Here is a 26,786-nt window from a genome sequence, read left to right on the forward strand (position 1 = left end):
TTGTGCAACTTTTCTTTCGCATCTAGGGTCGGGTCATGGCAAGCAAGGAGAACCGCCGGATCACCGACCTGGGCACGCTCAAGGCCCTCGCCCATCCGCTGCGCCTGAAGCTGTACCGGCTGATGTTCGTCGCCGAGGTGGCGACCGCCTCGCAGCTTGCCGAGCAGGTCGACGAGGCCGTCTCGCTGGTCAGCTACCACCTGCGCAAGCTCGCCGAGCACGGCCTGATCGAGGAGGCCGAGCCGCGCAGCGGGGACGCCAGGGAGCGCTGGTGGCAGCGCGCCTCGGAGGGCGTCTCGATCCGCGACGAGGACTTCCGGGACGCGCCGGAGAAGGCCTCCGCACATGTGGCCGCGATCCGGCTCTTCCAGGACCAGCGCTCCGAGATGTACCGCACCTACCTCGACGAGCGCGAGCAGTGGGGACGTGAGTGGAACAGGGCCTCCCACGACGCGGAGAGCCTGCTGCGGCTGACGGCACCCGAACTGACCGAGTTCAAGGAGGAGTTGCAGAACCTGATCAAGAGGTACGACGAGCAGGGGCGCGCCCGTGAGGCCGCCGGTGAGGCCGAGGGGCGCGAGCACGTGGCCCTGCACGTGTACGGCTTTCCGTTCCGCCCCTGAGAGGACGAACCCGGTGACCGCCACGCTCATACCGTCGCCCCCCGTCGACGACCGCCCCGCCCACCGCGACCCCAACGTCCTGCGCTGGCTCGGTGCCTACACCTCGTCGATGATCGGCGACAGCGTCTACTACATCGCCCTGTCCTGGGCGGCCGTACAGTCCGGCACGCCTTCGCAGGCCGGGCTGGTCATGGCGGTCAGTGCGCTGCCGCGAGCCCTGCTGATGCTGGGCGGCGGAGTGATCGCCGACCGGCTCGGGCCGCGCAGGGTCGTCATCGGCAGCGACGCGGTGCGCTGCGCGGCCGTGCTGGCGGTGGCGGCACTGCTCTTCTTCACCAGCCCCGGCCTGTGGCCGCTGGCCGCCCTCGCGCTGGTCTTCGGCACCGTCGACGCCGTGTTCCTGCCCGCTGTCGGCGCGCTCCCCGCGCGCATGACGACGCGCGGGCAGCTCGCGCGCGTGCAGGGCATGCGGGGCCTGGCGATCCGGTTCGCGATCGTCGTGGGCGCACCCCTCGGCGGCTTCAGCGTGGCGGCGGGCGGAGCGGCGACCGCGTTCGCGCTGGCCGGGCTGCTGATCGCCGTGTCGGTGCCGCTGCTCGTGTCGGTACGGATGCGGGAGCTGCCGTCGGACGAGGAGGCCGACGTCAGGGACTCCACGGCCTGGAGCGACCTCGTGGCCGGCCTGCGCTACATCCGCCGCCACCGCGTCCTCGCCCCACTGGTACTGGCCATCGCCCTGGGCGACCTCGGCTTCGTCGGCCCCCTGAACGTCGGTCTGACCCTGCTGGCCGACGAACGTGGCTGGGGCGCCTCCGGGGTCGGCTGGATCCTCGCCGGGCTGGGTGTCGGCGCGGGCGCCGCCGCTCTGCTGCTCGCGGTGCGGGGCCGCATCCCGTACGCCGGACACGTCGCCGGCTGCTCCCTCCTCCTGGGCGCGGTGGCGATCGGTGCCCTCGCCTACGCGCCCGGCGTCACCGTGGCCGTCGGCACGGCCCTGCTCGTGGGGCTGCTGGCAGGCCTGAGCGGCGCGCTGTGCGGCGCCCTGCTCCAGACCCAGTCCGACCCCGCCTACCTGGGCCGCGTGACCGCGGTGGCCGGCCTGGTCAGCCTCGGTCTGGCCCCGCTGAGCATGCCGGTGTCGGCGGCGGCCATCGGGGTGTGGGGCCCCGGCCCGGTCTTCGTCGTCAGCGCGGCGGTCTGCGGGCTCGGCGGGGTCGTCGCCCTGTGCGCACGCGACCTGCGCCGCGCCGAGCTGCCGCGCTGACCCCTCAGATCCCCAGCTGCTTCGCCGAGTTCAACTTGGTGATCGCGTCCTCTTCGCCCTCCAGCTCCACCTTGGCGGCGCTCTTCCTGCCGTAGGCGAACAGCAGCAGTTCCGACGGCTCGCCGGTCACCGTCACCACCGGGGTGCCGCGGTGGGCGACCGCAGTCTGGCCGTCCGGGCGGCGCAGGACCAGACCGGTCGGGACGCCGCGGCCCATCAGACGGGCGGAGCGCTCCAGACGGGACCAGAGGGCGTCCTGGAAGACCGGGTCGAGCTCGCGCGGCGCCCAGTCGGGCTGGGCGCGGCGGACGTCCTCGGTGTGGACGTAGTACTCGATCGTGTTGGACATCTCGTCGAGCTGCTTGAGCTGGAAGGGCGAGAAGCGGGGTGGACCGGTACGGATCAGCTGGATCAGCTCCTCGTACGGCTTGGCGGCGAACTCCGCCATGACCCGGTCCAGGCGCGGAGCGAGCTGCTTGATCAGGATGCCGCCGGCGGCGTCGGGGCGGCGCTCGCGCACCACCACGTGTGCGGCGAGGTCACGGGTCCGCCAGCCTTCGCACAGGGTCGGGGCCTCCGGGCCCTCGGCCTCCAGCAGGTCGGCGAGGAGAAGTCGTTCACGCTTGGCGAAAGTCGACATGCAGTCAGCGTACGGCGACAGAACGGTCCCGCCCACTCGTCACCCGACCACCACCCCCCAACGAGGCGCTTCGCGCCACTCCTGCCCATCCAATGGACAGGGCACCGAGGTTGTCGGTACCGCGCGGCACAATGGTCGGCATGACCAGCACGCCCCCGCAGTCCAGCCGCCTCGACCCGGAGATCGCCGCGCGCCTCAAGCGCAGCGCGGACGGGCTCCTGCCCGCCATCGCCCAGCAGTACGACACCGGTGAGGTGCTGATGCTCGGCTGGATGGACGACGAGGCGCTGCATCGCACCCTGACCACCGGCCGCTGCACGTACTGGTCGCGCAGCCGCCGCGAGTACTGGGTCAAGGGCGACACCTCCGGCCACTTCCAGCACGTCAGGTCCGTCGCTCTGGACTGCGACGCCGACACCGTGCTGGTCAAGGTCGACCAGGTCGGCGCCGCCTGTCACACCGGCGCGCGCACCTGCTTCGACGCCGATGTGCTGCTCAAGGACGGCGCCGACTCCGGCCCGTCCGCCGCGGATCAGTAGGGTCAGCCGCCATGGACCTCGAGACGTTCCGCAAGCTGGCCACCGACCGCCGCGTCATCCCCGTCACCCGCAAGCTCCTCGCGGACGGCGACACCCCGGTCGCGCTCTACCGCAAGCTCGCCGCCGAGCGCCCCGGCACCTTCCTTCTGGAGTCCGCGGAGAACGGCCGCTCCTGGTCCCGCTACTCCTTCGTCGGAGTGCGTTCGGCGGCGACGCTCACCGCGAAGGACGGGCAGACCCACTGGCTCGGCACCCCGCCCGTCGGCGTCCCCGTCGACGGCGACCCGCTGACGGCCCTGCGCGCCACCATCGAGGCCCTGCACACCCCGCACCAGGAGGGCATGCCGCCCTTCACCGGCGGCATGGTCGGCTACCTCGGTTACGACATCGTGCGCCGCCTGGAGAAGATCGGCCCCGGCGAGCGCGACGACCTGAAGCTCCCCGAGCTGACGATGCTCCTCACCAGCGACCTCGCCGTCATGGACCACTGGGAGGGCTCGGTCCTGCTGATCGCCAACGCGATCAACCACAACGACCTCGACACGGGCGTCGACGAGGCCCACGCCGACGCGATCGCCCGCCTCGACGCCATGGAGGCGGACCTCGCGCGCGCGGTCGCCCAGCCGCCCGCCGTGCTCCCGCCCTCCGAGCTCCCCGAGTACACCGCACTGTGGGGCGGCCCCGACTTCCAGGAGGCCGTGGAGGACATCAAGGAGCGCATCCGGGCCGGCGAGGCGTTCCAGGTGGTCCCCTCCCAGCGCTTCGAAACGCCGTGCACGGCAAGCGCGTTGGACGTCTACCGAGTGCTGAGGGCGACCAATCCGTCGCCGTACATGTACCTGTTCCGCTTCGATGGCTTCGACGTCGTCGGGTCGTCCCCCGAAGCGCTCGTCAAGGTCGAGGACGGACAGGCGATGGTCCACCCCATCGCCGGCACCCGGCACCGCGGGGCCACCCCGCAGGAGGACCAGGCCCTCGCCGACGAACTGCTCGCCGACCCCAAGGAGCGGGCGGAGCACCTGATGCTCGTCGACCTCGGGCGCAACGACCTGGGACGGGTCTGCGAGCCGGGTTCCGTGGAGGTCGTGGACTTCATGTCCATCGAGCGCTACTCGCACGTGATGCACATCGTCTCGACGGTCACCGGCCGGATCGCGCCGGGCCGTACGGCCTTCGACGTGCTCACCGCCTGCTTCCCGGCGGGCACCCTCTCCGGCGCCCCCAAGCCCCGCGCGATGCAGATCATCGACGAACTCGAGCCGTCCAGGCGGGGGTTGTACGGCGGCTGTGTCGGCTACCTCGACTTCGCGGGCGACTCCGACACCGCCATCGCCATCCGTACGGCACTGCTGCGCCACGGCACGGCGTACGTCCAGGCCGGCGCCGGCATCGTCGCCGACTCCGACCCGGTCGCCGAGGACACCGAGTGCCGCAACAAGGCGGCGGCGGTCCTGCGCGCGGTGCACACGGCGAACCGGCTCGGAAAGTAGGACGGGTCTCACGTGAACCCCGGGTGACGGTTCGCCCGGTGTTGGAGCGATAGTGGAGTACGTGACTGCTGTTCCTGACCCCCGTTCCGAAGCCGCCGGACCCGCCCGGGCCGGCCGGCTCAGCCTCGCCGTGGCCCTGTTCGCCGGCGCGCTCGGCGCGGCCGTGGCGCTGCTGGCCACCCGCCAGCAGTGGTCGGAGGGCACCGCGACCGTGGCCGGCGGTTCCTTCCCGCTGACCGCGAGCGGCAGCGACGTCACGGGCGTGCCCGCGGCCCTCGCCATAGTGGGCCTCGCCGCGCTCGTCGCCGTCTTCGCCGTCCGCAAGGCCGGACGCCTGCTGGTCGCCGCCCTGCTCGCGCTGTCCGGCGCCGGGATCGTCGCGGCGGCCGTGTTCGGCGCCTCCGACAGCTCCGCGCTCGACGAGCAGGCCGCCAAGGCCACCGGCGACACCGCCGCCACCGTCGACGCGCTCAGCCACACCGCGTGGCCGTATGTCGCGGCGGTGGGCGGCGTCCTGATCCTGCTCGCCGGACTGCTCGCCCTGCGCTACGGCCGGCTGTGGCCCGCGATGTCCGGCCGCTACGAGCGCTCCGGAGCGCCCCGGCCGCGCCGCAAGGCCCCCGTCGTCGACCCCGACCGGCCCGAGGACCTCTGGAAGGCCCTGGACCGCGGCGAGGACCCGACCAGCGCGTGACGCTCCGCTGAGGGGGCGTGATGGGTCGTCGTTCGTCCGCGGGCCCGGTGGGGGCTGGTCGCGCAGTTCCCCGCGCCCCTGACGGGGCGCTGGATTGAAGGGGCGATGCTCTGGCGGGTGTACCCCCGAGCACGGCGCGTGGGTGCGTGCGGGACAATGTTGGCGAGCGTTCGGCTCACACAGGCACACAGCAACGAGGAGCAAGCAATGGCGGGCAGCAGCCACGGTCACACCCCGGCCGCCTGGACCGGTGTCACTATCGCCTTCATCGGTTTCTGCGTCTCGGGCGCCTTCATGGTGCTGGCCGACCCGGTGGGCTTCTGGGCGGGCATGGGGGTCGTGGTCATCGGCGGCATCGTCGGCTGGATCATGAAGGGCATGGGCCTCGGCCAGCCGAAGGATGCCCACGCGTCCTACCAGGCGCTCTCGGAGAAGTACGAGCCTGCGGGCGTCAAGGGCTGAAGTCCCGTACAGCGCAAGCACCGTGTGAGGGGCGGACCGGCGTGGCGCCGGGGCCGCCCCTCACGCGTGCGCGGGGCACAATGCAAGACGTGAACCTCGACAGCCGGAACGCCGCACCGTCCCCCGCCGGGGCCGTGCTCGGGCGGCTGGCCGTGCCCGTGGGGGTGCTGGCGGCCGTCGCCGGGGCCTTCGCCTACGTCGGGACGGTGGACCCGAACGAGCCCGGTCACTACCCGGCCTGTCCGCTGCTTCAGTACACCGGCGTCTACTGTCCCGGCTGCGGCGGCCTGCGCAGCGCGCACGCCGTCGTCCACGGGGACTTCCTGGCGGCGCTCCAGGACAACGCGGTCGCGGTGGTCGGCTACGCGCTCTTCGCCGTCGTATGGACCGTCTGGGTGGTACGCGCGGCGCGTGGCCGACGGCCGCTGCGGATCGAACTCGGGTCGGCGCACCTGTGGGCCGTGGGGGCATTGCTGCTGGTCTTCACGGTTGTCCGGAACTTGCCGTTCGGTGGCTGGCTCCACCCTTGATCAATTGGCGAACGTCCAGGTAGTGGGACCGGCGTCAACCGGATGCGAGGCCTACGCCTTCCTCCGGATACCATCACAAGTGACCATCGGTTTCGCCTGGTGAGGCCGGATCGGTGGAGGAGAGCCCAACAGCTTGAACAGTCAACCGTCTGGAAGGGGGCCGCTCGCGTGAGTGTGCTCGACGAGATCATCGACGGAGTCCGTGCCGACCTCGCGGAGCGGCAGGCGCGCGTCAGCCTCGACGAGCTCAAGGAGCGCGCGGCCAAGGCTCCCGCGGCCAAGGACGGTCTGGCCGCCCTGCGCGGGGACGGCGTCAAGGTCATCTGCGAGGTCAAGCGCTCCAGCCCCTCCAAGGGCGCGCTGGCCGCGATCGCCGACCCGGCCGGACTCGCCGCGGACTACGAGGCGGGCGGCGCGGCCGTCATCTCCGTCCTCACCGAACAGCGCCGCTTCGGCGGCTCGCTCGCCGACCTGGAAGCGGTCCGCGCCCGCGTGGACATCCCGGTCCTCCGCAAGGACTTCATCGTCACCTCGTACCAGCTGTGGGAGGCCCGGGCCTACGGCGCCGACGTCGTGCTGCTGATCGTCGCGGCCCTCGACCAGCCCGCCCTGGAGTCGCTCATCGAGCGCGCCGAGTCCATCGGGCTCACCCCGCTCGTCGAGGTCCACGACGAGGACGAGGTCGACCGCGCGGTCGACGCGGGCGCCAAGGTCATCGGTGTGAACGCCCGCAACCTCAAGACCCTCGAGGTCGACCGCGGCACCTTCGAGCGAGTGGCGCCGGAGATCCCCGAAGGCATCATCAAGATCGCCGAATCCGGTGTCCGCGGCCCCCACGACCTCATCGCCTACGCCAACGCCGGCGCCGACGCGGTCCTGGTCGGCGAGTCCCTCGTCACCGGCCGCGACCCGAAGTCCGCGGTGGCCGACCTGGTGGCAGCGGGCGAACACCCCGCACTGCGGCACGGCCGGGGCTGATCACCCGATAGGGTTGGCTGCGATGACGCTCACGACGACACTCACGGACAGGTACGCCCGCCTCGCGCGCGGCTGCCGCCCCCGTGGCTGCCGCGCGCCCGCGCGAAGGGTGCACGGACGCAGGGTGCGTTACGTCATCGGAGACGAGCCCGGGCAGGTAAACGGCCGCCGATGGCAGCGCGCCCCATAGGGGCGCGGGGAACTGCGCGAGCAACCACAACGGGCCCGCAGCCAAGAGAAACACCCCGCCCCCACGGCGATTAGTGTCTTTCACCAAACTCACCGTGAGGTTTCCGCATGCCCAGCGACTTCTTCATCCCCGACCCGGAGGGTCAGATCCCCAGCCCCGAAGGCTACTTCGGGGCGTTCGGCGGCAAGTTCATCCCGGAGGCCCTCGTCGCCGCCGTGGACGAGGTGGCCGTCGAGTACGACAAGGCCAAGCACGACCCCGAGTTCGCCCGCGAGCTCGACGACCTGCTGGTCAACTACACGGGCCGCCCGTCGGCGCTCACCGAGGTTCCCCGTTTCGCCGCGGAAGCGGGCGGCGCCCGTGTCTTCCTCAAGCGCGAGGACCTGAACCACACCGGCTCGCACAAGATCAACAACGTGCTCGGCCAGGCCCTGCTCACCAAGCGCATGGGCAAGACCCGTGTCATCGCCGAGACCGGCGCCGGCCAGCACGGCGTGGCGACGGCGACGGCCTGCGCGCTGTTCGGCCTCGAATGCACCATCTACATGGGTGAGATCGACACCCGGCGCCAAGCCCTGAACGTGGCCCGGATGCGCATGCTCGGCGCCGAGGTCATCGCCGTCAAGTCGGGGTCGCGCACCCTCAAGGACGCGATCAACGAGGCGTTCCGCGACTGGGTCGCCAACGTCGACCGCACCCACTACCTGTTCGGCACCGTCGCCGGTCCCCACCCCTTCCCCGCCATGGTGCGCGACTTCCACCGCGTCATCGGCGTCGAGACCCGGCGCCAGCTCCTGGAGCGCGCCGGACGGCTGCCCGACGCGGCCGTCGCCTGTGTCGGCGGCGGCTCCAACGCCATCGGCCTCTTCCACGCCTTCATCCCGGACCCGGACGTACGCCTCATCGGCTGCGAGCCCGCCGGGCACGGCGTCGAGACGGGCGAGCACGCGGCCACGCTGACCGCGGGCGAGCCCGGCATCCTGCACGGTTCCCGGAGCTACGTCCTCCAGGACGAGGAGGGCCAGATCACGGAGCCGTACTCGATCTCGGCCGGTCTGGACTACCCGGGCATCGGGCCCGAGCACTCCTTCCTCAAGGACAGCGGCCGCGCCGAGTACCGGGCGGTCACCGACGACGCCGCCATGCAGGCCCTGCGCCTGCTGTCGCAGACCGAGGGCATCATCCCGGCGATCGAGAGCGCGCACGCGCTCGCCGGTGCGCTCGAAGTCGGCCGGGAGCTGGGCAAGGACGGGCTGATCGTGGTCAACCTCTCCGGCCGCGGCGACAAGGACATGGACACCGCCGCCCGCTACTTCGGGTTGTACGACACCGACGCCGAAGTCGCCGCCGACGCCGGCAGCGAGACCGCCGAGATCGAGGGGGACGCCAAGTGAGCGGCAACATCCAGCTGTTGACGGACACCCTCGCCGGCGCGAAGGCCGAGGGCCGGTCCGCCCTGATCGCCTACCTCCCGGCCGGATTCCCGACCGTCGACGGCGGCATCGAGGCGATCAAGGCCGTCTTCGACGGCGGCGCCGACGTCGTCGAGGTCGGCCTGCCGCACAGCGACCCGGTCCTCGACGGACCCGTCATCCAGACCGCCGACGACATCGCCCTGCGCGGCGGCGTCAAGATCGCCGACGTCATGCGCACGGTCAAGGAGGCGTACGAGGCGACCGGCAAGCCGGTGCTCGTGATGACGTACTGGAACCCGATCGACCGCTACGGCGTCGAGCTCTTCACCGCCGAGCTGGCCGAGGCGGGCGGAGCGGGCTGCATCCTGCCCGATCTCCCCGTCCAGGAGTCGGCGCTGTGGAGGGAGCACGCGGAGAAGCACGGACTCGCCACGGTCTTCGTGGTCGCGCCCAGCAGCAAGGACGAGCGGCTCGCGCGGATCACCGGGGTGGGCAGCGGCTTCGTCTACGCCGCCTCGCTCATGGGCGTCACCGGCACCCGTGCGTCGGTGGGTGCGCAGGCCCAGGACCTGGTCCAGCGCACCCGGGCCACCCGCACCGACCTGCCGGTCTGCGTCGGACTCGGCGTCTCCGACGCGGCCCAGGCCGCCGAGGTCGCCGGCTTCGCGGACGGAGTGATCGTCGGGTCGGCCTTCGTGAAGCGGATGCTGGACGCGGCGGACGAGGCGGCCGGTGTCGAGGCCGTCCGCGCACTCGCCGGCGAGCTGGCGAAGGGTGTGCGCGGCCAGGCATAACGGAATATTCGGTCACTCGAACGGGTGGACCTGGGACCGGGGAGGCGCGGTGCGCCTCCCCGGTTCGTTCTGTGGGTGTGAGCGAGAAGAACCGTGAGGGAAAGCGCACCGCCCGCGAGCGGCTGGCGGTCGAGCGTGAGAAGCAGAAGTCCGCGGACAAGCGGCGACGGACCCTGATCGTGGGCGCGAGCGTCGTCTGCGTCCTGGGTCTCGCGGCGGTGATCGGCGTCGTCGCGGCGAATGCGGGCAAGGACGACAGCGAGAGCGCAGGACCGCTCGTGGCGCCCTCGGGGGCGAACGGCGAGGAGAACCTCGCCATCCCGGTCGGCGAGAACAGCGCCAAGTCCACGCTCACGGTCTGGGAGGACTTCCGCTGCCCGGCCTGCAAGGCCTTCGAGACGGCGTACCGGCCGACGATCCACGAACTGACGGACGCCGGGCAGCTCAGAGTCGAGTACCGCCTCGCGACGATCATCGACGGCAACATGGGCGGCACCGGCTCCCGCAACGCGGCGAACGCCGCGGCCTGCGCCCAGGACGCCGGAAAGTTCACCGCGTACCACGACGTGCTGTACGACAACCAGCCGCAGGAAACCGACGACGCCTTCGGCAAGAACAGCAAGCTCATCGAGCTGGCCGCCAAGGTCGACGGTCTCGACACCCCCGCCTTCCGCACCTGTGTCGAGAAGGGCACGTACAACACCTGGGTCGAGAAGTCCGCGGACGCCTTCCAAAAGGGAGGATTCTCCGGCACACCGACCGTGCTGCTCGACGGCAAGAACATCTCGCAGGACCAGGCGATGACGCCGGCGAAGCTGAAGCAGCTGGTACAGCAGGCGAACCAGGGCTGAGCCGGGGGCGCCCGCCCGTTATGGACCCGTAGCCGGGCTGCCTGCCGTGGGTGCGGCCCGGCAGGGTAGCGTCGACCTTGCCATGGAACTTGCCTACATTCCCAGCCCGTCGCGCGGGGTGATCCACCTCGGCCCCATTCCGCTGCGCGGCTATGCGTTCTGCATCATCATCGGCGTCTTCGTCGCCGTCTGGCTCGGCGGCAGGCGCTGGGTCGCCCGGGGCGGGCGGGCCGGCACGGTGGCCGACATCGCCGTCTGGGCGGTGCCCTTCGGCCTCGTCGGCGGTCGGCTCTACCACGTGATCACGGACTACGAGCTGTACTTCAGCGAGGGCCGCGACTGGGTGGACGCCTTCAAGATCTGGGAGGGCGGCCTCGGTATCTGGGGCGCGATCGCGCTGGGTGCGCTGGGTGCGTGGATCGGCTGCCGCCGCCGCGGTATCCCGCTGCCCGCCTACGCCGACGCCGTCGCGCCCGGCATCGCCCTCGCGCAGGCGATCGGACGCTGGGGCAACTGGTTCAACCAGGAGCTGTACGGCCGGGAGACCGACCTCCCCTGGGCCCTGCACATCACGTCCTCGGCGGACGGCCGGGTGCCCGGGTACTACCACCCGACGTTCCTGTACGAGTCGCTGTGGTGCATCGGCGTCGCGGTCCTCGTCATCTGGGCCGACCGTCGCTTCAAGCTCGGGCACGGACGGGCCTTCGCGCTGTACGTCGCCTCGTACTGTGTCGGCCGGTTCTGGATCGAGTACATGCGGGTCGACGAGGCCCACCACATCCTGGGCCTCCGCCTCAACAACTGGACCGCGCTGCTCGTGTTCCTGCTCGCGGTGGTGTACATCGTGGTGTCGGCGAAGAAGCGGCCGGGACGGGAAGAGATCGTCGAACCGGAGGCCTCCGACGGACCGGCCGACGGTGACGGCGACGCCGATGCCGACAAGGCCGAGGCGAAGGACGCGAACGAAGAGAACGACGAGAAGGAACAGAAGGACGAGGCCGAGTCGTCCGAGTCCGGGTCCGGGTCCGGGTCCGCGAAGAAGACCTGAGGACCGGTCGTACGTTCATGAGGGCGCCCGCTTCGACGCGGGCGCCCTCATTCTGTGTGGGGGCGGATCACCGTCAGTTTCTGCGGGCCAGTGACAGGGTTCGCTGCGCTGCCGCCACCACCGCCGCGTCGATGAAGGTGCCGTCCGGGAGGCCCTGGGCGCCCTGGTCGGCCGTGGCCGCCTTGATGATCGTCTCCGCGTGTTCCAGTTCCTCCTCCGTGGGGAGGTAGGCGCGTTCGATGACGGGGAGTTGGCGGGGATGGATGGCGGCGCGGCCCAGGAAGCCGAGGGTCCGGCCGTGGGCGCAGGACCGGGTCAGGCCGTCCAGGTCCCGGGTGTCCGGGTGGACCGACTGGGGCGGCGGCGGGAGGCCGGCCGCACGGGCGGCGACGATCACGCGGGAGCGGGACCAGTCCAGGCCCGCGTCGTCCCGTACGCCCAGGTCGGCCCGGAGGTCCGCCTCGCCCAGGGCGATGCCGTGGAGTGCCGGGTGGGCGGTCGCGATCGCATGGGCGTGTTCGATGGCGAGGGCTGTTTCCAGAAGGGCGTACAGGGGTGGGCCGGTGCGGAGTTCCGCGATGCGGACGACCTGTTCGGGGCTTGCCACCTTGGGGAGGCGCAGGCCCGATACGCCCGGGAGGGGGGCCAGCGTCCTGAGGTCGGCCGTCACGAACGGGCCGTCCAGGGCGTTGACGCGGACGTGGACCGGGAGCGGCTGGGGGTCGCGGAGGAGTTCGGCCGTCGCCGCGCGGGCGTACTCCTTGCGGTCCGGGGCGACCGCGTCCTCCAGGTCGATCACCACCACGTCGGCGCCCGCGGCGAGGGCCTTGGTGACGATGTGCGGGCGGTCGCCGGGGACGTAGAGCCAGGTCAGAGGGAAGGTCACCGTACGGCTCCTTCTTCGCGCAGTGCTTCCAACTCGGCGGTCGTCAGGCCGAGTTCGGTGAGGACCGGGTCCGTGTCCGCGCCGTGCGGGCGGCCCGTCCAGCGGATCGCGCCGGGGGTTTCGGAGAGACGGAAGAGGACGTTCTGCATGCGCAGGGGACCCAGTTCCGGGTCGTCGACGGTGGTGATCGTGTCGAGGGCCTGGTACTGCGGGTCGGTCATCACATCCCGTACGTCCTGGATCGGGGCCACCGCCGCCTCGGCCTTCTCGAAGGCCGCGAGGACCTCGGTGCGGGGGCGTTCGGCGATCCAGGTGCCGACCGCCTCGTCGAGGACGTCGGCGTGGCGGGCCCGGTCGGCGCCCGTCGCGAACCACGGTTCGCCGATCAGGTCCGGGCGGCCGACGAGACGCATGACGCGTTCCGCGACCGACTGGGCCGAGGTCGAGACGGCGACCCAACTGCCGTCCGCGGTGCGGTAGGTGTTGCGCGGGGCGTTGTTGGCGGACCGGTTGCCGGTGCGTTCCTGGACGTATCCGAGCTGGTCGTACCAGGTCGGCTGTGGGCCGAGCACCGTCAGGATCGGTTCGATGAGGGCCATGTCGACGACCTGGCCCGTGCCGGTGCGGTCGCGGGCGGCGAGGGCTGTCAGCACCGCGTACGAGGTGGCCAGGCCGGCGATCGAGTCGGCGAGGCCGAAGGGCGGCAGGGTCGGGGGTGCGTCCGGTTCGCCGGTGATCGCGGCGAAGCCGCTCATCGCCTCGGCGAGGGTGCCGAAGCCGGGGCGGTGGGCGTAGGGGCCGAACTGGCCGAAGCCGGTGATCCGGGTGAGGACCAGACGGGGGTTGGCGGCCGACAGCTCCGGCCAGCCGAGGTCCCACTTCTCCAGCGTGCCGGGGCGGAAGTTCTCGATGACGACGTCGGCGGTGGCGGCGAGGCGCAGGAGGGTCGCGCGGCCGCCGGGTTTGGAGAGGTCCAGGGTGATCGTGCGCTTGTTGCGGCCGAGCAGCTTCCACCACAGGCCGACTCCGTCCTTGGCCGGGCCGTGGCCTCGGGCGGGGTCCGGTTTCCTCGGGTGCTCGACCTTGATGACCTCGGCGCCGAAGTCGCCCAGGAAGGTGGCGGCGAGGGGACCGGCGAAGAGGGTGGCCAGGTCGAGGACGCGGAGGCCGGTGAGAGGGGACGCGGTCATGACGCGAACTGCGCTTCGATCTCCTGGCGGGTCGGCATCGACGCCGACGCCCCCGCCCGCTGTACGGACAGCGCGGCCGCCGCGGCGGCCCACGCCAGTGCCTCCGGCACGGGGCGGGTCTCGGCGAGCGCCACCGCGAGGGCCCCGACGAAGGTGTCGCCCGCGCCGGTCGAGTCCACGGCGGTGACCTGCGGCGCCGGTACGGTGATCGGCTCCTGACCGCGGGCCGCGTACAGGCTGCCGGCCGAGCCCAGCGTGATGACCACTTCCGGCACCTGGTCGAGCAGGACGTACGCGGCCGCGTGGGGGTCGGGGACACCGGTCAGGGTGGCCGCCTCGTGCTCGTTCGGCACCAACAGGTCGGTGGCGGCGAGGAGTTCGGGGGGCAGCGGCTGGGCCGGGGCGGGGGTGAGGATCGTACGGACGCCGTGGGCCCGTGCCGCCTCGGCGCCGGCGATCACCGCGGCGAGCGGGATCTCCAGTTGGAGGAGGAGTGCGTCGGCGGAGGCGATCAGGCCCTCGTCGCCCGGGGAGAGGTGGTCGACGGTGCCGTTGGCGCCGGGGATCACGACGATCGCGTTGCCGCCCTCGTCGTCGACCACGATGTGGGCGGTGCCGGACGGGCCCTCCGTGGTGCGCAGATGGTCGGTGTCCACGCCGATGGGGGTCCCCCCGCTCGAGCGAATTCGAGAGTGGGGGAGTTCGAGGGTGGAACGGAGGCGGCTGCCGAAGCCGTCGTTGCCGACCGCGCCCATCATCGAGACGGTGGCGCCCGCGCGTGCGGCGGCGATCGCCTGGTTGGCGCCCTTGCCACCGGGGATCGTACGGAACTCCCGTCCCGTCACCGTCTCTCCGCGGGCCGGTGCCTTCTCGACGTAGGCGACGAGGTCCATGTTCGTGCTGCCGAGCACGGCGATATGGGTCATGGGCGAGACGCCTCCAGGTGGGTGAGGTGGGCGAGGGTGTCGAAACCGGCGCCGTCGAAGTCGCCGACGGAGGTGGAGAGACGGTTCTTGAGGGGGGCCGTCCAGCGGTCGGGGAGTTCGGCGGGGGAGCCGGCCAGGAGAGCGGCGATGCTGCCCGTTGTCGCGCCATTGGAGTCGGTGTCCCAGCCGCCGGAGACGGCACGGCAGACGGAGGCGGTGAAGTCGCCGTTCGCGTGGGTGAGGGCGGCGGTGATGAGGGCGGTGTTGGGGATGGCGTGGACCCAGTGGTGGTCGGCGTAGGTGGTGTGGAGTTCGTCCACGACGGCTTCGAAGTGCCGGTGTTTCTGCGCGAGTTGGATGCCGGTGCGAACGGCTGCCGCCAGGCGGGACCGCGGGGGGACGACGGTCAGGCCCGTGCGCAGGCAGGTATGGATGTCGTGTGTGCCGGTGGCGGCCGTGGCGATGACGGCCGCCGTGAACATCGCCGCGTAGACGCCGTTCGCCGTGTGGGTGAGCGTGGCGTCTCGGTGGGCCTGTTCCGCCGCCGCTGCCGGGTTGCCGGGGTTCGTCCAGCCGTGGACGTCCGCGCGGATCAGGGCGCCGATCCATTCGCGGAAGGGGTTGCGGTGGCGGGCCGTGCGTGGGGGGTTGATGCCGCTGAGGAGGTTGCGGTACGCGACGCGTTCGGCCGTGAAGGTGCGGCCCGCGGGGAGTTCGTCCAGCCAGAGGGTGGCTACGTCTTCGGTGGTGAAGGTCCTGCCGTGGCGTTGCAGCAGGAGGACGTTGAGGAGGGGGTAGTTGAGGTCGTCGTCCTCGGGCATGCCGTCGATGTTCTCGGCGAGGGAGGTTGCTGCCGAACGGCGGTTCCAGGGGTAGCGGTGGGCGAGGTCCGCTGGGAGGCCCCGGGCCGTGAACCAGGTGTTCAGGGGCCAGTTGCCCGTGGCCTTGGCGAGTTGGCGGATGCCTTCGAGGGGGAGCTTCTCCACCGGTTTGCCCAGCAGGCACCCGGCTGCGCGGCCGAGCCACGCGGCTTCCAGGCGGAGTGGGTCAGGCACCGAGACCTGTGCGGGCTGCGGCCTCGGCCAATCGGCGCAGCCGGCCTTGATCCTCTCCAGGTCCGTGGGTTCGTCGTCCCGCAACCTGCTGGGCAGGTCGGCCAGTTCGTCCAGCAGGTCCTCGGCCAGTTGCCTCAGGTACCGCGATGCCGGATCCGGTGACGCCCCCGCCCGTGGCGGAGCCTCCTGCGCACCCGCCGCTCGCCATCGCGCCGCGATCGCCGAGGGCTCGCGTCCGTCCAGTGCCGCCTGTCGCAGTTCGTGGCCGAGGAGGTCCTCCGGCTGGACCCAGGTCAGTCGAAGCATTCCGGGACCCCCAGCTCGGTGCGTGCCCGCTCGTGGGCCCGGTGTCGTCGTACGTCCCGTTCGAAGATCTCCCGGGTCACCCGGGCCAGTGTCGTCGCCGGTTCCCAGAGGTCGAGGCGGCTGGCCTCCGAGACCGTCTTCGACCAGTCCTCCGGGACGGGGGAACCCAGGGCGCCGGCCAGGGCACCCGACATCGTGGCGATGGAGTCGCAGTCGCGGCCGTAGTTCACGGAGCCCAGGACCGTATGCCGGTAGTCCCCGCCGGACACCACCAACATGCCCAGTGCAACGGGGAGTTCCTCGATCGAGTGCAGGCGGGACGGGCGGCGGGCCGCCAGGGAAGGGGAGCGGTAGTCCGGACCCACCGTGTCGTACGGGGCGACCGCCTCCCTCAACGGAGTCAGCGCCGACTCGAAGTCCGAGTAGCCGGACGCCACTTCGCAGACCCGCTCGATCGCCGCCCTGGTGCCGTCCTTCGCCAGGGACAGACAGGTCGTCACGACCGAGTCCGGCGTTGCGCCCGGTGTGCAGGCCGCGGCGACCGCCGCCGCGAAGACGCCCGCCGCCTCGCGGCCGTACGACGACTGGTGGGCGCCCGCGATGTCCAGGGCCTCGGTGTACGCGCCCCTCGGGTCGGCCGCGTTGACCAGGCCGACCGGGGCCATGTACATCGCCGCACCGCAGTTGACGATGTTGCCGACGCCTGCCTCCCTTGGGTCGACATGGCCGTAGTGCAATCGCGTCACCAGCCACTTCTCCGCCAGGAAGACCCGGTGCAGCGGCAGCGCCTCAGTCTCCAGCTCCGGGATCCAGCGCGGGTTCGTCATCAGGTCCGGCACCAGGTGCTCGGCGATCGCGTAGGCGTCCAGGTGATCGCGGACCTGCGCGTACACCCGGACCAGCGCGTGGGTCAGCAAGGTGTCGTCGGTGATGCGGCCGTCGCCCTTGTGGTACGGCGCGATGGGGCGGGCCGTGCGCCAGGCGTCGCCGTGCCAGGGGCCGACGATGCCGTGGACGCGTCCGCCGTGGCGTTCGAGGATCTGCGCGGGGGAGTAGCCCTCGACGGGGCCGCCGAGGGCGTCGCCGACCGCCGCTCCGACGAGGGCGCCGGTGATTCGTTCGTTCAGAGCGACCGCTGCGCTTTCTTCTCCTTTGGGCGTCATGCCCCGAATCATCCTCCCGGTGGGGCCGGTTGTGCGGCTTCCAGGAGTTCGGCGAGTTCCACCAGGTCGGTGCCGGTCAGCCGGGGGAGGACACAGCCGGAGAGGGTGCGGCAGGTGTCCCGCCAGGTCGCCGGGATGGACTCGCCGCCGCAGAGTGCGCCGGTCAGGGCGCCCGCGAGCGCCGGGGCCGAGTCGGCGACCCGGGACAGACAGGCCGCCGCGGGCACCGCCTCGGCGATCCTGCCGTGCGCCGCGGTCGCCAGGGCCAGGGCGACGGGGACCGTTTCGGCGGCGGCGATGCCGTAGCTGTAGACGTGGTCGACGATCTGGTGCTCAAGGAGCGGGATCAGGGCGAAGGCGCTCTCGGCGTCGGCCGCCAGCTTCAGCGCATGGCGGGCGTTGCGGCCGACCTCGGTGGACTCGGGGAGTTCGGCGAGGGCCGCCCGGACGCAACGCTCGACATCCGCTCCGACCAGCGCCAGCGACACACCGGCCGCCATCGCCCGGGCGCCGTGCACCCCGTCGCCGTCCTGGGTGTAGCGGGCGTCGAACTCGGCGAGCGAGGCGGCGAGTTCGGGGTCGCCGGGGTGGGCGACGGCGAGTACGCAGGACCGTACGCAGGCCGCGTCGTCGAAGTAGTGCGGGTTGTCGTGGCCGGTGGCGGGCGGGCGCAGTCCGGTGGCCAGGTTGCCGAGACCCGCCCGGACCGAGATACGGGCGCGCAGCGGGAGTACCGCGGACTCGATCTCGGGTGCGCGCTCGGCCGCCGCCGCTACTTCGCTCGCGACCGCGTTCCAGGTCAGATCGATGGCGGCCCGCGTACGGCGCTCCCGGCTCAGGTCGCCCAGCGCGCTGTCGTCCCCGGCCCGCAGCACGGCCTCCGCCGCGAACGCCGCCCACTCCGCGTCATCCGACGGGCCGAGACGGAGCGGCTCCGGGGGCTGGTTCAGCGCGATCGGCACGGGCAGCGTGGTCGTCGCGTTCTGCTCCGCGAACGTGTCCAGTTCGCGTGTCAGGCGCCGAGTCCACTCCGGCATCCGGGCCGCCCGATGCCGGGCGGCGGGCCACCCGGCGGCATCTCCCGCGGCCAGCCCGAGCAGCAGCCCTTCCACCCGCCGGGTCACGGCCGCACCTCGTCCTCGTCGGCGGCGAGGACATAGAGGGCCACCGGGTCCGGTGCCGGCGGCCCGTCGTCTCGTACGGGATCGTCCTGCCGTACGGCACTCTCTGTGTCCTCTTCTCCCGTCAGCAGGTCCGCCACGTCCAGCACGTGGTGGCCGGCCATGGACGGCAGACAGCTGCCGCGGGCCGGGCCGATGGCTGCCGCCCAGTCGGCCGGGATGGCGGACGCGCCCTGGGTCGCACCCGCCAGCGCGCCGGCGACCGCGGCCGTGGTGTCGGCGTCGCGGCCCATGTTCACGGCGGTCAGTACGGCCTGGACGAAGTCGCCGTCGGCGGCGGCGTACGCGCCGAAGGCGAGGGCTACGGCCTCGGGGGCGAGGTCGGTCCAGGGGTAGCCGCCGATGACGACCGAGGAGCGGACGGCGCGTTCGCCGCGGTGGGCGACGGCGACGGCGCGGCGCAGGGAGCGGGCCGTCCAGGAGTCGTCCGGGACGACGGCGAGGGCGGATGCCACCACCGCGATCGTCGGGGCGCCCGCCATCGCCGCCGCGACCCCGGCCGCCACCGCCTGACCGCCGTAGATGCCCTCGCCGTCATGGCTGACCGAGCCGTCGATCGCCACCAGACGGGCCGCTTCGGCGGGGCGTCCGGCCGCGAAGACGCCGAAGGGGGCCGCGCGCATCGCGAGACCGTCGCTCCAGGCGTGGCGGTGCTGGGCGGAGATGGGGGCGGCGAGCCCGCGGCGGAGGTTCTCCAGCGTGCCGCGTTCGCTGAAGCCGGCGCCGCGGAAGGGGCCCTCGTCGCGGTCGGCGATCCACTTGTGCCAGGCCGTCTCCACATGGGCGGGGGTGAGGGCGCTGCCGTGGCGGGCCAGCAGCAGGCCGGAGAAGATCGCGTACTCGGTGTCGTCCGTGCCCGCCGGCTGCTCGGCGACATAGCCGGTGATGCGGCCCCAGCGGGCGCGGATCTGGGAGGGCTTCATGTTCTCGGCCGGGGCCCCGAGGGCGTCTCCGACGGCGAGGCCGAGCAGCGCGCCGCGCGCCCGGTCGCGGAGTTCGGCGGCGCGCCCGGGTACCGGGACCGGGGGAACGCAGGCGATCGATGCCATAGGGGGCCTCTCCTCCGGGGGCTCCTCCCAGGGCGCGGAACCCTTTGCGGATGTGTCCCACCGGAGGGGTTCTCCAGAGCCGTAGGGGCCCCAGCGTCACCCGGTCGACATATGTGCAGGCTTTTGATCGAATGAGCGCTCGAAGGTAAAACCGCAGGTTAGCCGAGCCTTTCCTTGCTGGCGAGGGTGGAATGAGGGGCGTATGTTTGGCGTTGTCAAATAATGGATTCCATCCAAACTTAGTCTCACCTTAGCTCTGGGGGCGCCGGCATGGCCATCATCGAAACCGAAGCGACGCTCCATGAGGCGCACCGCGACAACCACACCCACCGGGAGGTGAACGGCGGCTGGCTGCGCCCCGCCGTCTTCGGTGCGATGGACGGTCTGGTCTCCAACCTCGCCCTGATGACCGGTGTCGCGGGCGGCGCGGCCGGTCAGCGGACCATCGTCGTCGCCGGGCTCGCGGGCCTTGCCGCCGGCGCCTTCTCCATGGCCGCCGGTGAGTACACCTCCGTCGCCTCGCAGCGCGAGCTTGTCGAGGCGGAACTGGACGTGGAGCGGCGGGAGCTGCGTAAGCACCCCCAGGACGAGGAGGCCGAACTCGCGGCGCTCTATGAGGCCCGCGGGGTCGAGCCCCGGCTGGCGCGGGAAGTGGCCGGGCAGCTCTCGCGCGACCCCGAGCAGGCCCTGGAGATACACGCCCGCGAGGAGCTCGGCATCGACCCCGGTGATCTGCCGTCGCCGCTGGTCGCCGCCGTCTCGTCGTTCGGTGCCTTCGCGCTGGGCGCCCTGCTTCCCGTGCTGCCGTATCTGCTCGGCGCCGGCGTGCTGTGGCCCTCCGTGCTGCTCGCGCTGGTCGGGCTGTTCGCCTGCGGTGCCGTGGTGGCCAAGGTGACGGCACGGACCTGGTGGTTCAGCGGGTTCCGGCAGCTCGCGCTCGGCGGTGCGGCGGCCGGTGTGACGTACGCCCTGGGCAGCCTCCTCGGAACGGCCGTAGGATAAATCGACTCGCTCTTATGCGTTGGGCCGCATAAGTAGCCGTTACTCGCTGGTTTCGATTGCTTAACCACGGGGCATGAGCCGTAAGCGCTGTGGGCAATGAGGCCTGCCGCGCACCCCCGGGGTCAGCGACGACGCCGCCCCGCCCCTCGGGCTGACGGACATCGATCTGTCCGCATCGGTCCCCATTGCTTCCGCCGCCGTGCGCGGTACCCCCGCCGCGACCGCGGCGTCCGCATGTTGGAACGCGGTATCCGGTTCCCGAGATCCGCCCCATCATGTAACCTGCACGAAATTTTGCACTCACGCAGAGGGCCAGCGTCGTCCCTCGGCAACTGCATATGCCAAGTTGACGACGACGGGAGAGCCGATGCGTACGCCGCGCCAGCCGTCCCAGCACTCCACGAATGGCCAGAACTGGTCGTTCATGGATGCTCGCCCTGCTGCGCAGGGTATGTACGACCCCCGCAATGAGCACGACGCCTGTGGCGTCGGCTTCGTGGCCACCCTCACCGGTGAGGCGAGCCATGCGCTGGTCGAACAGGCGCTCACGGTTCTGCGCAACCTGGAGCACCGCGGAGCCACCGGCTCCGAGCCGGATTCGGGTGACGGCGCCGGCATTCTCTCCCAGGTTCCCGACGCCTTCTTCCGTGAGGTGGCCGGTTTTGAACTGCCGCCGGCCGGTGGATACGCCGTCGGTATCGCCTTCCTGCCCAATGCGGGCGCGGACGAGGTCGTCTCACGGATCGAGACGATCGCGGACGACGAAGGGCTGACGGTCCTCGGCTGGCGCGAGGTGCCGGTCGCACCCGAACTCCTCGGCGCCACCGCCCGTTCGACAATGCCGGCCTTCCGCCAGATCTTCGTCACTGGGGGCACCTCCCAGACGGAGTCTGGGGGAGGCTCCGCTGTGCCTTCTACGGGTATCGACCTCGACCGCAAGGCCTTCGTGCTGCGCAAGCGCGCCGAGCGCGAGGCCGGCGTCTACTTCCCGTCGCTGTCCGCGCGGACCATCGTCTACAAGGGCATGCTGACCACCGGCCAGCTGGAGCCCTTCTTCCCGGACCTGTCCGACCGCCGCTTCGCCTCCGCGATCGCGCTCGTGCACTCCCGGTTCTCCACGAACACCTTCCCGTCGTGGCCGCTCGCCCACCCGTACCGCTTCGTCGCGCACAACGGCGAGATCAACACGGTCAAGGGCAACCGCAACTGGATGCGGGCGCGTGAGTCGCAGCTGGTCTCCGACCTGTTCGGCTCCTCCGACAAGGACCTGGAGCGCATCTTCCCGGTCTGTACGCCGGACGCCTCCGACTCGGCCTCCTTCGACGAGGTCCTCGAACTCCTGCACCTGGGCGGCCGTTCACTGCCGCACTCCGTGCTGATGATGATCCCGGAGGCGTGGGAGAACCACGACTCCATGGACCCGGCCCGGCGCGCCTTCTACCAGTTCCACGCCACGATGATGGAGCCCTGGGACGGCCCGGCCTGCGTCACCTTCACCGACGGCACCCAGGTCGGCGCCGTGCTCGACCGCAACGGCCTGCGCCCCGGCCGCTACTGGGTCACCGACGACGGCCTCGTCGTCCTCGGCTCCGAGGTCGGCGTCCTCGACATCGACCCCGCCAAGGTCGTCCGCAAGGGCCGCCTCCAGCCCGGCCGTATGTTCCTCGTCGACACCGCCGAGCACCGCATCATCGAGGACGACGAGATCAAGGCCGAGCTCGCCTCCGAGATGCCCTACGGGGACTGGCTGGAGGCCGGCGAGATCGAGCTGTCCGACCTGCCCGAGCGCGAGCACATCGTGCACACGCACGCCTCGGTCACCCGCCGCCAGCAGACCTTCGGCTACACCGAGGAAGAGCTGCGCGTCATCCTGGCGCCGATGGCCAAGGCGGCTGCCGAGCCGATCGGCTCGATGGGCACGGACTCGCCGATCGCCGCGCTCTCCTCGCGCCCGCGGCTGCTGTTCGACTACTTCACCCAGCTGTTCGCGCAGGTCACCAACCCGCCGCTGGACGCGATCCGCGAGGAGCTGGTCACCTCGCTGCGCTCCTCGCTGGGCCCGGCGAGCAACCTCCTGGAGCCGACCGCCGCCTCGTGCCGCTCGGTCACCCTGCCGTTCCCGGTGATCGACAACGACGAGCTGGCCAAGCTCATCCACATCAACGCCGACGGCGACATGCCCGGCATGAAGGCCGCGACCCTGTCCGGCCTGTACCGGGTCTCCGGCGGCGGCGACTCCCTCGCCGCGCGCATCGAGGAGATCTGCGCCGAGGCCGACGCCGCGATAGAGAACGGCGCCCGGCTGATCGTCCTGTCGGACCGCCACTCGGACGCCGAGCACGCGCCGATCCCGTCGCTGCTGCTCACCTCGGCCGTGCACCACCACCTCATCCGCACCAAGCAGCGCACCCAGGTGGGCCTGCTGGTCGAGGCCGGCGACGTCCGCGAGGTCCACCACGTCGCGCTGCTCATCGGCTTCGGCGCCGCCGCCGTGAACCCGTACCTGGCGATGGAGTCCGTCGAGGACCTGGTCCGCGCGGGCACGTTCCTCCCCGGTGTCGAGGCCGAGCAGGCCATCCGCAACCTGATCTACGCGCTCGGCAAGGGCGTCCTGAAGGTCATGTCCAAGATGGGCATCTCGACCGTCGCCTCCTACCGCGGCGCTCAGGTCTTCGAGGCCGTCGGTCTCGACCAGGCCTTCGTCGAGAAGTACTTCAACGGCACCGCCACCAAGATCGGCGGCGTCGGCATCGACGTCGTCGCCGAGGAGGTCGCCGCCCGGCACGCCAAGGCGTACCCCGTCTCCGGCATCGCTCCCGCGCACCGGGCGCTGGACATCGGCGGCGAGTACCAGTGGCGCCGCGAGGGCGAGCCGCACCTGTTCGACCCGGAGACGGTCTTCCGCCTCCAGCACTCGACCCGCACCGCGCGCTACGACATCTTCAAGAAGTACACGGACCGCGTGAACGAGCAGTCCGAGCGGCTGATGACGTTGCGTGGGCTCTTCGGCTTCAGGTCGGACCGCCCGGCCATCTCCGTGGACGAGGTCGAGCCGGTCTCCGAGATCGTCAAGCGCTTCTCGACGGGCGCCATGTCGTACGGCTCCATCTCCAAGGAGGCGCACGAGACCCTCGCCATCGCCATGAACCAGCTGGGCGGCAAGTCCAACACCGGTGAGGGCGGCGAGGACGCGGACCGGCTGTACGACCCGGCACGCCGTTCGTCGATCAAGCAGGTCGCCTCCGGCCGCTTCGGTGTCACCAGCGAGTACCTGGTCAACGCCGACGACATCCAGATCAAGATGGCCCAGGGCGCCAAGCCCGGCGAGGGCGGCCAGCTGCCCGGCCACAAGGTGTACCCGTGGGTGGCGAAGACCCGGCACTCGACGCCGGGCGTGGGGCTCATCTCCCCGCCGCCGCACCACGACATCTACTCCATCGAGGACCTGGCCCAGCTGATCCACGACCTGAAGAACGCGAACCCGCAGGCGCGGATCCACGTGAAGCTGGTCTCCGAGGTCGGCGTGGGCACGGTCGCCGCGGGCGTCTCCAAGGCCCACGCGGACGTCGTCCTCATCTCCGGCCACGACGGCGGTACGGGTGCCTCCCCGCTCACGTCGCTCAAGCACGCCGGTGGGCCTTGGGAGTTGGGCCTCGCCGAGACCCAGCAGACCCTGCTGCTCAACGGCCTGCGCGACCGCATCGTCGTACAGACCGACGGCCAGCTGAAGACCGGCCGTGACGTGGTCATCGCCGCGCTGCTCGGCGCCGAGGAGTTCGGTTTCGCGACCGCGCCGCTCGTCGTCTCCGGCTGCGTCATGATGCGCGTCTGCCACCTGGACACCTGCCCGGTCGGTATCGCCACCCAGAACCCGACCCTGCGGGAGCGGTTCGCGGGCAAGGCCGAGTACGTCGTGAACTACTTCCGGTTCATCGCCGAAGAGGTCCGCGAGATCCTCGCCGAGCTGGGCTTCCGCTCCATCGAGGAGGCCGTCGGCCACGCCGAGACGCTCGACGTCACCCGTGCCGTCGACCACTGGAAGGCACAGGGCCTGAACCTGGAGCCGCTGTTCCATGTGCCCGAGCTGCCCGAGGGCGCGGCGCGCCACCAGCTGATAGCGCAGGACCACGGCCTGGAGAAGGCGCTCGACAACGAGCTGATCAAGCTCGCCGCCGACGCCCTGGCCGCCGACTCGGCTACCGACGCCCAGCCGGTGCGCGCCCAGGTCGCGATCCGCAACATCAACCGCACGGTCGGCACCATGCTCGGCCACGAGGTGACGAAGAAGTTCGGTGGCGCGGGCCTGCCCGAGGACACCGTCGACATCACCTTCACCGGCAGCGCGGGCCAGTCCTTCGGCGCCTTCCTGCCGCGCGGTGTCACGCTGCGCCTGGAGGGCGACGCCAACGACTACGTCGGCAAGGGTCTCTCCGGCGGCCGTGTCATCGTCCGTCCGGACCGGGGCGCCGACCATCTCGCGGAGTTCTCGACGATCGCGGGCAACACGATCGCGTACGGCGCGACCGGCGGCGAGCTGTTCCTGCGCGGCCGCACCGGCGAGCGCTTCTGTGTCCGCAACTCCGGTGCGCTCGTGGTCTCGGAGGGCGTGGGCGACCACGGCTGCGAGTACATGACCGGCGGTCACGCGGTGGTGCTCGGCGAGACGGGCCGTAACTTCGCGGCCGGCATGTCCGGTGGTGTCGCGTACGTCATCGACCTGGACCGCGACAACGTCAACGTGGGCAACGTGGACGCGGTCGAGGCCCTCGACGACACCGACAAGCAGTGGTTGCACGACGTGGTGCGCCGCCACCAGGAGGAGACCGGCTCGACGGTCGCCGAGAAGCTCCTGGCGGAGTGGGACACGGCCGTGGACCGCTTCAGCAAGATCATCCCCAGCACGTACAAGGCAGTGCTCGCCGCCAAGGACGCCGCCGAGCGAGCCGGTCTCTCCGAGACCGAGATCACCGAGAAGATGATGGAGGCGGCGACCAATGGCTGATCCCAAGGGCTTTCTCAACCACGGCCGCGAGGTCGCCAGGTCCCGCCCCGTCGACGTACGCCTGAAGGACTGGAACGAGGTCTACGTCCCCGGCTCCCTGCTGCCGATCATCAGCAAGCAGGCCAGCCGCTGCATGGACTGCGGTATCCCCTTCTGTCACAACGGCTGTCCGCTGGGGAACCTGATCCCCGAGTGGAACGACTACGCCTACCGCGAGGACTGGGCCGCCGCGTCCGAGCGCCTGCACGCCACGAACAACTTCCCGGAGTTCACGGGCCGGTTGTGCCCGGCCCCGTGCGAGTCGGCCTGTGTGCTCGGCATCAACCAGCCCGCCGTCACCATCAAGAACGTCGAGGTCTCCATCATCGACAAGGCCTGGGAGACGGGCGATGTCGCCCCGCAGGCCCCGGAGCGGCTCTCCGGCAAGACGGTCGCGGTCATCGGCTCGGGCCCCGCGGGCCTGGCCGCCGCCCAGCAGCTGACCCGGGCGGGCCACACCGTCGCCGTCTACGAGCGCGCGGACCGCATCGGCGGCCTCCTCCGTTACGGCATCCCCGAGTTCAAGATGGAGAAGCGGCACATCAACCGCCGTATCGAGCAGATGCGCGCGGAGGGCACCCGCTTCCGCACCGGCATCGAGATCGGGCGCGACCTGAAGGCGACGGACCTGCGCAAGCGGTACGACGCCGTGGTCATCGCCGCCGGTGCCACCACCGCACGTGACCTCCCGGTCCCCGGCCGCGAGCTCAAGGGCGTCTACCAGGCCATGGAGTACCTGCCGCTGGCCAACAAGGTCCAGGAGGGCGACTTCGTGGCGCCCCCGATCTCGGCCGAGGGCAAGCACGTCGTGGTCATCGGCGGTGGCGACACCGGCGCCGACTGCGTGGGCACCGCCCACCGTCAGGGCGCGGCCTCGGTGACGCAGCTGGAGATCATGCCCCGCCCGGGCGACGAGCGGAACGCGGTCGCGCAGCCCTGGCCGACCTTCCCGATGCTCTACAAGGTCACGTCGGCGCACGAGGAGGGCGGCGAGCGGGTCTACTCCGTCTCCACCACCCACTTCGAGGGCGACGAGGACGGCAACGTCCAGTGGCTGCACCTCACCGAGGTCGAGTTCATCGACGGCAAGCTGACCCAGAAGCCGGGCACGGAGCGCAAGATCCCCGCCCAACTGGTGACGCTGGCGATGGGCTTCACCGGCACCGACCGTGAGAACGGCCTGGTCGACCAGTTCGGCCTGGCCCTCGACGAGCGCGGCAACGTCGCCCGCGACGCCGACTTCCAGACCAATGTGCCGGGCGTGTACGTCGCCGGCGACGCGGGTCGCGGTCAGTCGTTGATCGTGTGGGCGATCGCGGAGGGCCGTTCGGCCGCCCGCGGAGTCGACCGCTTCCTGACCGGCGCCAGCGACCTGCCGGCGCCGATCCGTCCGACGGACCGTGCGCTGATGGTCTGACGGTTCGGTAAGCGAAAACCCCAATAGACGTCCCGTACAAAGGCGTACGGAA

The 26,786-nt window shown here is 71.4% G+C and carries 24 protein-coding genes; 16 read left to right on the forward strand and 8 right to left on the reverse strand.

Going from position 1 to position 26,786, the window contains the following annotated elements; genetic code table 11:
* Positions 1–35 precede the first annotated feature (35 nt).
* Both ACIHFB_RS10775 and ACIHFB_RS10780 read left to right on the forward strand, forming a co-directional pair.
* Positions 36–623, forward strand: coding sequence for an ArsR/SmtB family transcription factor (locus tag ACIHFB_RS10775; RefSeq protein ID WP_400126393.1), 588 nt, complete (start codon positions 36–38; stop codon positions 621–623).
* Between the two features lie 13 nt (positions 624–636).
* Positions 637–1,887: an MFS transporter gene (locus tag ACIHFB_RS10780; protein ID WP_400126396.1), complete on the forward strand. Its 1,251-nt coding sequence runs from the start codon at positions 637–639 to the stop codon at positions 1,885–1,887.
* A gap of 4 nt (positions 1,888–1,891) precedes the next feature.
* Here the strand turns inward: ACIHFB_RS10780 and ACIHFB_RS10785 are convergent, their stop codons facing one another.
* On the reverse strand, positions 1,892–2,527 hold the full coding sequence (locus tag ACIHFB_RS10785) for a TIGR03085 family metal-binding protein (RefSeq protein WP_365277574.1): 636 nt from the start codon (positions 2,525–2,527) through the stop codon (positions 1,892–1,894).
* A 140-nt stretch (positions 2,528–2,667) separates the two neighbouring features.
* Between ACIHFB_RS10785 and hisI the strand changes: the two genes are divergently transcribed.
* The 11 genes from hisI (at position 2,668) to lgt (ending at position 11,518) form a co-directional block, all read left to right on the forward strand.
* Entirely contained in the window at positions 2,668–3,066 is a 399-nt protein-coding gene (gene hisI / locus ACIHFB_RS10790) for a phosphoribosyl-AMP cyclohydrolase (protein ID WP_365277576.1), read from the forward strand.
* An 11-nt stretch (positions 3,067–3,077) separates the two neighbouring features.
* Positions 3,078–4,556: an anthranilate synthase component I gene (locus tag ACIHFB_RS10795; protein WP_365277578.1), complete on the forward strand. Its 1,479-nt coding sequence runs from the start codon at positions 3,078–3,080 to the stop codon at positions 4,554–4,556.
* A 52-nt stretch (positions 4,557–4,608) separates the two neighbouring features.
* Positions 4,609–5,250, forward strand: a complete 642-nt coding sequence (locus ACIHFB_RS10800; RefSeq protein WP_365277581.1) for a TIGR02234 family membrane protein — start codon at positions 4,609–4,611, stop codon at positions 5,248–5,250.
* Positions 5,251–5,457: 207 nt separating this feature from the next.
* Entirely contained in the window at positions 5,458–5,712 is a 255-nt protein-coding gene (locus ACIHFB_RS10805; RefSeq protein WP_365277583.1) for an HGxxPAAW family protein, read from the forward strand.
* Between the two features lie 80 nt (positions 5,713–5,792).
* Positions 5,793–6,242 carry a DUF2752 domain-containing protein gene (locus tag ACIHFB_RS10810; RefSeq protein WP_365277586.1) on the forward strand — a complete coding sequence of 150 codons (450 nt, stop codon included), beginning with the start codon at positions 5,793–5,795 and terminating at the stop codon, positions 6,240–6,242.
* Between the two features lie 168 nt (positions 6,243–6,410).
* Complete coding sequence (gene trpC / locus ACIHFB_RS10815) at positions 6,411–7,220, forward strand: indole-3-glycerol phosphate synthase TrpC (RefSeq protein ID WP_365277588.1); 810 nt, start codon at positions 6,411–6,413, stop codon at positions 7,218–7,220.
* Between the two features lie 22 nt (positions 7,221–7,242).
* The gene (trpM, locus tag ACIHFB_RS10820; protein ID WP_400126400.1) at positions 7,243–7,410 is read left to right on the forward strand and encodes a tryptophan biosynthesis modulator TrpM; all 168 of its coding nucleotides are present in this window, start codon (positions 7,243–7,245) and stop codon (positions 7,408–7,410) included.
* 107 nt (positions 7,411–7,517) lie between these two features.
* Positions 7,518–8,804, forward strand: a complete 1,287-nt coding sequence (gene trpB, locus ACIHFB_RS10825) for a tryptophan synthase subunit beta (protein WP_365277591.1) — start codon at positions 7,518–7,520, stop codon at positions 8,802–8,804.
* Positions 8,801–9,619 carry a tryptophan synthase subunit alpha gene (gene trpA, locus ACIHFB_RS10830; RefSeq protein ID WP_400126402.1) on the forward strand — a complete coding sequence of 273 codons (819 nt, stop codon included), beginning with the start codon at positions 8,801–8,803 and terminating at the stop codon, positions 9,617–9,619. Before trpB ends, trpA begins: the two co-directional genes overlap by 4 nt.
* Before the next feature lie 77 nt (positions 9,620–9,696).
* Complete coding sequence (locus tag ACIHFB_RS10835; protein WP_365277597.1) at positions 9,697–10,470, forward strand: thioredoxin domain-containing protein; 774 nt, start codon at positions 9,697–9,699, stop codon at positions 10,468–10,470.
* Positions 10,471–10,552: 82 nt separating this feature from the next.
* Positions 10,553–11,518, forward strand: a complete 966-nt coding sequence (gene lgt / locus ACIHFB_RS10840; protein ID WP_400126405.1) for a prolipoprotein diacylglyceryl transferase — start codon at positions 10,553–10,555, stop codon at positions 11,516–11,518.
* Positions 11,519–11,591: 73 nt separating this feature from the next.
* Here the strand turns inward: lgt and ACIHFB_RS10845 are convergent, their stop codons facing one another.
* From ACIHFB_RS10845 to ACIHFB_RS10875, 7 genes are read right to left on the reverse strand one after another with little or no spacing between them, the layout of a single operon-like run.
* The gene (locus tag ACIHFB_RS10845; protein ID WP_400126406.1) at positions 11,592–12,404 is read right to left on the reverse strand and encodes an HpcH/HpaI aldolase/citrate lyase family protein; all 813 of its coding nucleotides are present in this window, start codon (positions 12,402–12,404) and stop codon (positions 11,592–11,594) included.
* Positions 12,401–13,594, reverse strand: a complete 1,194-nt coding sequence (locus ACIHFB_RS10850) for a CaiB/BaiF CoA transferase family protein (RefSeq protein WP_400126408.1) — start codon at positions 13,592–13,594, stop codon at positions 12,401–12,403. The genes ACIHFB_RS10845 and ACIHFB_RS10850 overlap by 4 nt, the downstream gene beginning before the upstream one ends.
* Positions 13,591–14,520, reverse strand: a complete 930-nt coding sequence (locus tag ACIHFB_RS10855) for a ribokinase (RefSeq protein WP_400126410.1) — start codon at positions 14,518–14,520, stop codon at positions 13,591–13,593. The genes ACIHFB_RS10850 and ACIHFB_RS10855 overlap by 4 nt, the downstream gene beginning before the upstream one ends.
* Complete coding sequence (locus tag ACIHFB_RS10860) at positions 14,517–15,881, reverse strand: ADP-ribosylglycohydrolase family protein (protein ID WP_400126412.1); 1,365 nt, start codon at positions 15,879–15,881, stop codon at positions 14,517–14,519. The genes ACIHFB_RS10855 and ACIHFB_RS10860 overlap by 4 nt, the downstream gene beginning before the upstream one ends.
* Positions 15,869–17,044, reverse strand: coding sequence for an ADP-ribosylglycohydrolase family protein (locus ACIHFB_RS10865; protein ID WP_400126414.1), 1,176 nt, complete (start codon positions 17,042–17,044; stop codon positions 15,869–15,871). The genes ACIHFB_RS10860 and ACIHFB_RS10865 overlap by 13 nt, the downstream gene beginning before the upstream one ends.
* An 8-nt stretch (positions 17,045–17,052) precedes the next feature.
* Complete coding sequence (locus tag ACIHFB_RS10870; protein ID WP_400126416.1) at positions 17,053–18,168, reverse strand: ADP-ribosylglycohydrolase family protein; 1,116 nt, start codon at positions 18,166–18,168, stop codon at positions 17,053–17,055.
* Positions 18,165–19,274: an ADP-ribosylglycohydrolase family protein gene (locus tag ACIHFB_RS10875; protein WP_400126418.1), complete on the reverse strand. Its 1,110-nt coding sequence runs from the start codon at positions 19,272–19,274 to the stop codon at positions 18,165–18,167. Before ACIHFB_RS10875 ends, ACIHFB_RS10870 begins: the two co-directional genes overlap by 4 nt.
* Before the next feature lie 270 nt (positions 19,275–19,544).
* Here ACIHFB_RS10875 and ACIHFB_RS10880 point away from each other — a divergent pair, with 270 nt between their 5' ends.
* The 3 genes from ACIHFB_RS10880 (at position 19,545) to ACIHFB_RS10890 (ending at position 26,734) form a co-directional block, all read left to right on the forward strand.
* Positions 19,545–20,276, forward strand: coding sequence for a VIT1/CCC1 transporter family protein (locus ACIHFB_RS10880; protein WP_400126420.1), 732 nt, complete (start codon positions 19,545–19,547; stop codon positions 20,274–20,276).
* 367 nt (positions 20,277–20,643) lie between these two features.
* Positions 20,644–25,278: a glutamate synthase large subunit gene (gene gltB, locus ACIHFB_RS10885; RefSeq protein ID WP_400126421.1), complete on the forward strand. Its 4,635-nt coding sequence runs from the start codon at positions 20,644–20,646 to the stop codon at positions 25,276–25,278.
* Positions 25,271–26,734 carry a glutamate synthase subunit beta gene (locus tag ACIHFB_RS10890; protein WP_365277624.1) on the forward strand — a complete coding sequence of 488 codons (1,464 nt, stop codon included), beginning with the start codon at positions 25,271–25,273 and terminating at the stop codon, positions 26,732–26,734. Before gltB ends, ACIHFB_RS10890 begins: the two co-directional genes overlap by 8 nt.
* Positions 26,735–26,786 lie beyond the last annotated feature (52 nt).

This window comes from Streptomyces sp. NPDC051963 (genome assembly GCF_044593495.1).
Classification (GTDB): domain Bacteria; phylum Actinomycetota; class Actinomycetes; order Streptomycetales; family Streptomycetaceae; genus Streptomyces.